This is a genomic window from Microbispora cellulosiformans, from assembly GCF_008728085.1.
GTDB classification, from domain to species: Bacteria; Actinomycetota; Actinomycetes; order Streptosporangiales; family Streptosporangiaceae; genus Microbispora; species Microbispora amethystogenes.
This window is the reverse complement of record NZ_VYTZ01000032.1, coordinates 1-8,365: the sequence shown is the minus strand read 5'-3', so window position 1 is coordinate 8,365 and position 8,365 is coordinate 1. Positions and strand designations below refer to the sequence as shown.

The following is an 8,365-nucleotide window of genomic DNA, read 5'->3' as shown; positions in this document are numbered from 1 at the left end:
CCGGATCCGCGAGCTGCTCGCCCCCGGCCGCACCGCCTGACCGCCTGACCGCCTGACCGCCGGCCTCGCGGTCTCGCGCCGGCCTCGTGGCCGGCGCGAGGTCAGGGGGTCAGCACCACGCGTCCGCGCACGCCGCCCCGGGCGAGCCGTTCGTGGGCCTCGGCCGCCCGCTCGAACGGGTGCGACGAACCACTCCGCGCCGGTACGCGTCGACTATCGGCTCACTCCCCTGGGCGAGGACCTGATGCCGCTGCTCGAAGCGATCAAGAACTGGGCGGAGATCCACATGGAGGACGTGGAGGCCGCCAGGGAGGCCTACGACCGGCGGCCCGCCGCCGCACCTTGACGGCCTTCGGCAAAGGCGTTTACCGTCCCTGGAGGGTGGGCCGACGCATCATCGTCGTGGGGAGGGCGGACGATGGGGTATCCGGAGGTCGTCTACCGGGGTGAGGATCTCGCCTCGGACCTTGAGCGTGCCGGTCTCACCGAGGAGGACCTACTGCTGCTCGCCGAGCTGGCGAAGGGTGTGACCGCCGACCGGGTGGGCCGTAGCCTCGACGTCAGCGGCCGTACGGTGCGGCGGCGACTGCGCTGCATCTGCGACCGGATCGGCGTGGCGACCGCCATCGAGGCCGTCGCCTGGGCCGCCCGCCGCCGTCTCATCTGACCACGTCCCGGACTCGTCCGGCCGCGCCCTCGGGCACGGCCGGAGCACGGTCGGGCGGGTGATCAGTCGGCGACGCGCACCCCGCCCGCGAACGGACGCCCGGCGATCTTGGCGATGTGGATGACGTCACCGGTGCGCGGCGCGTGGACCATGTAGCCGCCGCCGATGTAGAGACCCACGTGGTGCAGGTCCGAGTAGAAGAACACGAGGTCGCCGGGGCGGAGCTGGTCCTTGGTGATGTGGGTGCCGGCCGTCCACTGGTCGCCCGTGTAGTGGGGCAGGCTGATGCCGACGGACTGGTAGGCCGCCATGACAAGGCCGGAGCAGTCGAACGAGCGCGGTCCCTCCGCGCCCCAGACGTACGGCTTCAACTGCTGCGCGAGGGCCCAGCGCGCCGCCTGGGCGGCCTTGCCGCCGCCCACGATCGGGAAGGACATCCTCCTGCGCGTCTCGGCGCCGACCTCCCGCGAGACCTGCCGGTAGAGGCTGCTCTCGGTCTTCTTGATCAGCTTCGTGATCGTGTCGCGCCGCGAGTCGAGGCCGTTCAGCAGCTTCCTGACCTCGCTCTGGCGGGCGGCGGCGCTGGACTTGGCCCGGGCGGCGGCGTCCATCGCCTTGCTGACCTCGGCGACCTCCTGGCTCTGCTGTAACTCCAGCGCGTACGTCGTGGAGGCCTGGTCGAGGTACTGCCGCGGATCGGTGGACTTGACGAGCACCAGGGCGTTGCCGAGCCCGTTGGTCATGTAGGAGTGCTGGGCGAGGGCGCTCGCCCTCTGCCGGCGGGTCGCCAGCTCGGCCTCGCTCTTGGCGAGGTTCTTCTTGGCGAGCTCGGCGGACCGCTCGGCCGCCTTCAGGCGTACCCGCTCGCCGTTGTACTGCTCGGTGAGGGACTCGATTTCGCTGTAGAGGTCTTCCACCTCCGCGGCGAGCTCCTTGAGGCTCGGCTTCGGGTCGGCGGTCGCGCTGACCACCGGAGCGCCGAATGTGACCGCGGCGAGCGCGACTCCGACGAGGGTGAACCGCCGGATCGCACCCGGACCGGCCGGGCCGGCTCCGGGCCGTCGGCGACGGGCGTGCCTGCCCGCCTGCCGTCCTCCACGCATGCGCAACCGAGCTCCTCTCCCATAGGTGCTCCCGCACCGGCCGGCGTCGTCGTGACGGGCCGTGTGGCGGGGCACTGCCGAGCGCCTGCCGGGTTAGCTGACGGGTTCGGGCCGGAGTAGCCCTACCTTGCGGATTCACCCCTGGACGATCTGAACCTGAACCGATCCTGATCCCATGGATTGGGTCCCCGGCTCCTCTCCGCACCCGGCGCCCGACAGGGTTCGGACACCGGCGCTTCGAGGATTCGGCGCCCGATCGTCGAGAGTGCTCACGACGATCGGCATCGTCGCTGGACATTAGTGCACCCTGAGTTGTTGCTCAACCAGAACTCGCAAACCCGTCTACGTTTGACAACCAACTGATCACGCTCGGGTCACGAGTCGATCAGTGATACGGGCTGGTCTACCTGGGTTTGTGGTGCTTTGTGGGCCTCTGAGGTGCTGGTCGGACAGGAGGGAAAATCGATGCGGAGCGGGACGTGCGTTCCGGGGTCCGATCCGGCGCCGATCCGTATCCCGGTGGCTACAGACGGTCAGGCGCGATGTCGGACGGGCCGTTTGGGATTGACCGTAAATGGGAGCCGGCCTCGCCGATCCCCGGGTCACGCGCGGGGGCAAACCTTGTCGGTCGCGGCACTAGGCTGACCGGTCATGGAGCAGGTCGCCGCGCAGACGCCGAGCGGATCCGGCGCCCGGGGCGTGGTGGTGCGCCGGGCTAGGACCCCGGACGTCAGGACGATCCGCCGCCTCGTCGACGCGTACTCGGGCGTCGGGCCGCGCCTGCTGAAGAAGAGCACGGTCACGCTGTACGAAGACGTCCAGGAGTTCTGGGTCGCGGAGATCGGCGGAGAGGTCGTCGGCTGCGGCGCGTTGCACGTGCTCTGGGAGGACCTCGCCGAGATCAGGACCGTCGCGGTGGACCCGGCGGTGCGCGGCGGAGGCGTCGGCCACCGGATCGTCGCCGAGCTCATCGACGCCGCGCGCGGGCTCGGCGTGCGCAGGGTCTTCTGCCTCACGTTCGCCGTGGAGTTCTTCGCCCGTCACGGTTTCACCGAGATTCAGGGCACTCCCGTGTCTCCCGAGGTGTACGCGGAACTCCTCGCGTCGTACGACGAGGGCGTCGCCGAGTTCCTCGACCTGGAGCACGTCAAGCCGAACACGCTGGGAAACACGCGAATGCTGCTGCATCTTGATCGCCGTTGAGTCATAATGCCGACATTGGTGGCTGATCTTGACGCTGGCGGTCAGCCGCTGCAAAGGTGACTGTTGATACGCGTGTCGCTACTTTTGGCGATATCAGCGTGTGCTACTGAGATGCGGCGCATGCGTCTTCGAAACGAGGTGACACGGTGAGCACCGGACAGCCGCCGTACCCCCAGGACGAGTCGGACGGAACGCCACCGCCGCCCTCGAGCCACGGGTACAACACGGACAGACCTTCCCAGGAGTACGACCCCGAGGCCACGGTCGTCGGCTATCGGGCACAGCAGACGGGCCCGCAGCAGACGCCCGGGCAGGACCCCGCCCAGGGCGGCTACGGCCAGCAGCAGGGCTATGGACACGAGACCGGCCCGCAGGGTTACGGCCAGCAGCAGTACGGCCAGCAGGCTCCGCAGCAGGGCTACGGTCAGCAGCAGTACGGCCAGCCGTCGCAGGGTGGTTACGGCCAGCAGGGTTACGGCCAGGAGACCGGCCCGCAGGCTTATGGCCAGCAGTACGGTCAGCAGGCTCCGCAGCAGGACTATGGTCAGCAGCAGTACGGCCAGTCCGCGCAGGGCGGTTACGGTCAGCAGCAGTACGGCCAGCCGTCGCAGGGTGGGTACGGCCAGCAGGGTTATGGCCAGGAGACCGGCCCGCAGGGTTACGGCCAGCAGCAGTACGGTCAGCAGGCTCCGCAGCAGGGCTACGGTCAGCAGCAGTACGGCCAGCAGACCGGCCCTCAGGCGTCCGGCTCGCAGGCGTACGGCCAGCAGGGCTACGAGCAGCAGGGCTACGGCGGTCAGCAGGGTCAGCCGACGGGCGGCTACGGCCAGCCGTCGCAGGGTGGCTACGGTCAGCAGCAGTACGGCCAGCAGACCGGCCCCCAGGCGTCCGGCTCGCACGCCTATGGCCAGCAGGGCTACGAGCAGCAGGGCCACGGCGGTCAGCAGGGCCAGCCCGGCCATGGTCAGCCCGGTTACGGCCAGCAGGCCTATGACCAGCAGGGCTATGGTCAGCAGCAGTACGGCCAGCCCGGCTACGGCGGCGCACAGGCCACCCCGGGGTACGGCCAGCCCGCCTACGGGCAGTCGTACGCGCCGCAGGGGGCGATCCCGCCCGGCGCGCCGGCCCCGCTGGCGGAGTGGTGGCAGCGCCTCGTCGCCCGGCTGATCGACGGTGTCGTGGTCGGGATCCCCTACATGATCCTCAACGCCGTCATCGTGGGCCTGCTGTTCACCGCCGCCAGCATCGACCCGACGACCGGCGTCACGACCCTGGAGAGCGGGGCCTTCCTGGCCACGCTGCTCGTCGCCGTGCTGGGGGGCGTCGTGATGGCCGTCTACGAGTTCTTCATGCTGCGCTCGCGCGGGCAGACCCTCGGCAAGATGGCGATGGGCATCAAGGTCGTCCCGGTCGGGGGAACGCTGGACGCGGCGGGGCTGCCCCAGGACGCGGCGCTCAAGCGCGCCGGTGTGCTCTTCGCCTTCCAGTTCCTCTCGTGGATTCCCGTCATCAAGTACCTCGCGAACCTGGCCGCCCTTCTCAACGTGCTGTGGCTGCTCTGGGACAAGCCGCTGCAGCAGGCCCTGCACGACAAGGTCGCGAACACCGTGGTGGTCAAGGTCAAGTAATGACCGCGAACGGGGCCGATGGCAGAGACCATCGGCCCCGTTTTTCGTATGGCGTGACGGTTCCGGGCGCCGGCGGCGCCCGCTCCGGAAAATCTGGTAACGGGACCACCGGGACATGCCATGCTTGGCGGACCGGCGCATCTGCCCGAGAGGTGGCAATGACCGCGACACCGCGCCGTCAATCCCTCCGGTCCGCCCCCGCCACCGCGCTCGGCGCCAAATCCGGCCGGAGCGGCTTTAGGAACGCGCTGGGCGCTCTTAAGGACCCGAACGCCGCGCACCGGCCCTTATGGGCTCCTCGGCCTGCCCGTCCCCTGGCGGCCCCGGCACTGTCGCCCGAAAGCGCGGGCGGTTTGGCCGCGCGAAACCTTAGACGGCCCCGGCCGCCGGGGGCGTCCGTGCGTTTGTGGCGCGGCCGGTTAAATCGATCTTCGGGGCGCCCGGCAAGTGGATCTTGGGGGAAGCGGTGCGGTCCTCTCTTTTTGCGAGCCTTCCCGGGGCCGGGGATCTGCTTAGACGTATGTATATCCCGTCAAGGGCGCGCCGGACGTACCAGAAGGGTCACGGCGGCCATGAAGATCCGGGTGCCGCAGGACGCGGCGTCCCCTCGTTTCCGTGGCGCTCATCAACGGCGCGGCGTGCCGGGACGGACCTATTGTGTGAGAGTTGTGTGAGCTTCGGATGAGCGTCGGATGGAGAGTCGCATGGGGAAGCGGGTTGCCGATTCCGACTTGTCGCCACGCCTTCGTTCATGCTGGTTGGCAGTCCTCTGACCTGCGGCTTCACCGCCGCGAGCGAAGGGGCCGACCGGAGCGGGAGCCCTTGCCGTCCCTCCGGGAGTAGTGGCCGCGAGCGGCTGAAACATCGGGCCGGACGGCTTCCGGTGACCGTCCGGCCCGGCATTTGGGTACGATTTCGTGGTGCATCCGGTAAGGCCGCTGGAGAGACGAGGATTAGGCTGTGGCCTGCGGGGCACCCCGGAAGGCGCGCCTGGCCCTCCCGGCGCTATGGTCGTATGAGGACGACCGGCCCGGCAAGGGGGGCCCGGGGAGCTCGGGGCGTCCTCGGAATTTCCTCGGGTGCACCTAATGACACCCCGGCACGAGCGAGGCAGAATGTCAGAGGTATTGTCCGCCTTGATACCTTCCGCGGTCGTCGCCGGCGCGGTCGTCTACGGCATCGTAAAGTTGGTACGTTCCGACGCGGCGGGTCTCCGCCCGGCACGGGAGCCACGCGAGAAGTCACCGGACTCAGGAGTTCCTGAGAATCCGCAATCTTGAATTGTCAGCCGGGGGAAACCGGGTATATGTTTGGCTGACGAATCAAACTATGGGCTGCGAAAGGATTGCCGGATGGCCAAGCACACGCAGGTGATTCTCATCGACGATCTCGATGGCGGCGAGGCCAATGAGACGGTCACCTTCGCGATTGACGGCACGTCTTATGAGATTGACCTGAGCGACGGCAACGCGAAGCGGCTTCGCGACGCGCTGTCGCCTTTCGTCGGCAGCGCGCGGCGGGCGGACAGCGGGCAGGCCCGCGGTCGTCGTCGCGGTGCGGGCGGCGGAGGCCAGCGAGCCATGACCCGCGAGAAGAGCGCGGAGATCCGCGCCTGGGCGAAGTCTCACGGGCACCCCGTGAGTGAGCGCGGCCGCATCGCCGCCTCGATCGTCCAGGCGTACGAGGACGCGCACTAGGCGGTGCACGGTGCGATCCGGGTCGCACCTGCCGGGCCTTCACCCGTCACGGCCGGTCGAGTGGCGCCACGCCAGGCGTCACCGGCGAAAGTTCCGGGTGAAGTGCGGAGTTCCCGAGGGACCGGAGAGGCCCACTGCTCTGCTTTGGGCTCCTCTGTCGCATTGTGATGCGTCGTGCCGTGCCGGTCTCCGGTGTGGCGTGATCCGCGGGATGCTCTGTAACCGCATCGTCGATCGCGCGGTTATCCGGTTCGTCGGAGGACCTGACGATCGCATAACCGCGCGATTGTGTTTGCACTCCCTAAAACCTCGTTCGCTTGCGGCGTATCGGGAACATGTCACCCCCGGCAGGGGGTTGGATAGAGCGTGAACGCCCTGCGCTTGGGGAACCCTTCCGCCGAGGACCGGGTCGCTGGGTCGGGGCTACCGTGCGGGACGGCGTGCCGGATCTCCCGGATTCGCCTGACCGCTCTGTGAGGAGCGACGACATGTTCGAGAGGTTCACCGACCGTGCGCGGCGGGTTGTGGTCCTGGCCCAAGAAGAGGCCCGGATGCTCAACCACAACTACATCGGTACCGAGCACATTCTTCTTGGTCTGATCCATGAGGGCGAAGGTGTGGCGGCCAAGGCTCTGGAGAGCCTGGGGATCAGCCTCGAGGGGGTGCGCCAGCAGGTCGAGGAGATCATCGGCCAGGGGCAGTCGGCGCCGTCGGGGCACATTCCCTTCACTCCGCGTGCCAAGAAGGTGCTCGAGCTGTCGCTTCGTGAGGCGTTGCAGCTTGGGCACAACTACATCGGCACCGAGCACATCCTGCTGGGTTTGATCCGGGAGGGTGAGGGTGTCGCGGCTCAGGTGCTGGTGAAGCTGGGCGCTGACTTGAACCGGGTGCGGCAGCAGGTGATCCAGTTGCTGCACGGTTACCAGGGCAAGGAGCCGGCGGCGGCGGGCGGGCCGCAGGAGTCGGCGCCGTCGACGTCTCTGGTGTTGGACCAGTTCGGGCGGAACCTGACCCAGGCCGCGCGGGAGGGCAAGCTCGACCCGGTGATCGGCCGGGACAAGGAGATCGAGCGCGTCATGCAGGTCCTCTCCAGGAGGACCAAGAACAACCCGGTGCTGGTCGGCGAGCCCGGTGTGGGCAAGACCGCGGTGGTGGAGGGCCTGTCCCAGAAGATCGTCAAGGGTGAGGTGCCCGAGACGCTGAAGGACAAGCAGCTCTACACCCTCGACCTCGGCGCGCTGGTCGCCGGGTCCCGCTACCGCGGCGACTTCGAGGAGCGCCTGAAGAAGGTCCTTAAGGAGATCCGCACCCGCGGCGACATCATCCTGTTCATCGACGAGCTGCACACGCTCGTCGGCGCGGGCGCGGCCGAGGGCGCCATCGACGCCGCCAGCATCCTCAAGCCGATGCTGGCCCGCGGTGAGCTGCAGACCATCGGCGCCACGACGCTGGACGAGTACCGCAAGCACCTGGAGAAGGACGCCGCGCTGGAGCGGCGGTTCCAGCCGATCCAGGTGGCCGAGCCGAGCCTGTCGCACACGATCGAGATCCTCAAGGGCCTGCGGGACCGCTACGAGGCGCACCACCGGGTGTCGATCACCGACAGCGCGCTGGTGGCCGCCGCGACGCTGGCCGACCGTTACATCAGCGACCGCTTCCTGCCCGACAAGGCGATCGACCTGATCGACGAAGCCGGGTCGCGGATGCGGATCCGCCGGATGACCGCGCCGCCGGACCTGCGCGAGTACGACGAGAAGATCGCCAACGTCCGGCGCGAGAAGGAGTCCGCGATCGACGCGCAGGACTTCGAGAAGGCCGCCGCGCTGCGCGACCAGGAAAAGCAGCTCCAGCTCAAGCGCGAGCGCCGGGAGAAGGAGTGGAAGGCCGGCGACATGGACGTCGTGGCCGAGGTCACCGAGGAGCTCATCGCCGAGGTCCTGGCCACCGCCACCGGCATCCCGGTCTTCAAGCTCACCGAGGAGGAGTCGCAGCGGCTGCTCCGCATGGAGGACGAGCTGCACAAGCGGATCATCGGCCAGGACGACGCCATCAAGGGCCTGTCGCGGT

Annotated in this window: 6 protein-coding genes, 1 pseudogene and 1 riboswitch; of the genes and pseudogenes, 6 read left to right on the top strand and 1 reads right to left on the bottom strand. The window is 68.7% G+C overall.

Annotated elements, in window-relative coordinates:
• Positions 1 to 52: 52 nt before the first annotated feature.
• Positions 53 to 244: pseudogene (locus tag F5972_RS36625) on the top strand (hypothetical protein); the annotation flags it as partial.
• A 174-nt stretch (positions 245 to 418) separates the two neighbouring features.
• On the top strand, positions 419 to 667 hold the full coding sequence (locus tag F5972_RS36620; protein WP_111701819.1) for a helix-turn-helix domain-containing protein: 249 nt from the start codon (positions 419 to 421) through the stop codon (positions 665 to 667).
• 62 nt (positions 668 to 729) lie between these two features.
• On the opposite strand, the gene F5972_RS39230 is transcribed toward F5972_RS36620, so the two are convergent.
• Entirely contained in the window at positions 730 to 1,770 is a 1,041-nt protein-coding gene (locus F5972_RS39230; RefSeq protein WP_150940731.1) for a C40 family peptidase, read from the bottom strand.
• Positions 1,771 to 1,837: 67 nt separating this feature from the next.
• Positions 1,838 to 1,991: riboswitch (cyclic di-AMP (ydaO/yuaA leader) on the bottom strand.
• Between the two features lie 430 nt (positions 1,992 to 2,421).
• Here F5972_RS39230 and F5972_RS36610 point away from each other — a divergent pair.
• The 4 genes from F5972_RS36610 to F5972_RS36595 all read left to right on the top strand — a co-directional run.
• Entirely contained in the window at positions 2,422 to 2,973 is a 552-nt protein-coding gene (locus tag F5972_RS36610; RefSeq protein WP_150940729.1) for an amino-acid N-acetyltransferase, read from the top strand.
• Between the two features lie 146 nt (positions 2,974 to 3,119).
• Positions 3,120 to 4,601 carry an RDD family protein gene (locus tag F5972_RS36605; protein WP_150940727.1) on the top strand — a complete coding sequence of 494 codons (1,482 nt, stop codon included), beginning with the start codon at positions 3,120 to 3,122 and terminating at the stop codon, positions 4,599 to 4,601.
• Positions 4,602 to 5,953: 1,352 nt separating this feature from the next.
• The gene (locus F5972_RS36600; protein ID WP_111701811.1) at positions 5,954 to 6,298 is read left to right on the top strand and encodes a histone-like nucleoid-structuring protein Lsr2; all 345 of its coding nucleotides are present in this window, start codon (positions 5,954 to 5,956) and stop codon (positions 6,296 to 6,298) included.
• 488 nt (positions 6,299 to 6,786) lie between these two features.
• Positions 6,787 to 8,365, top strand: a 1,579-nt coding sequence (locus F5972_RS36595) for an ATP-dependent Clp protease ATP-binding subunit (RefSeq protein ID WP_150940725.1), incomplete at its 3' end; no start/stop codon positions are given.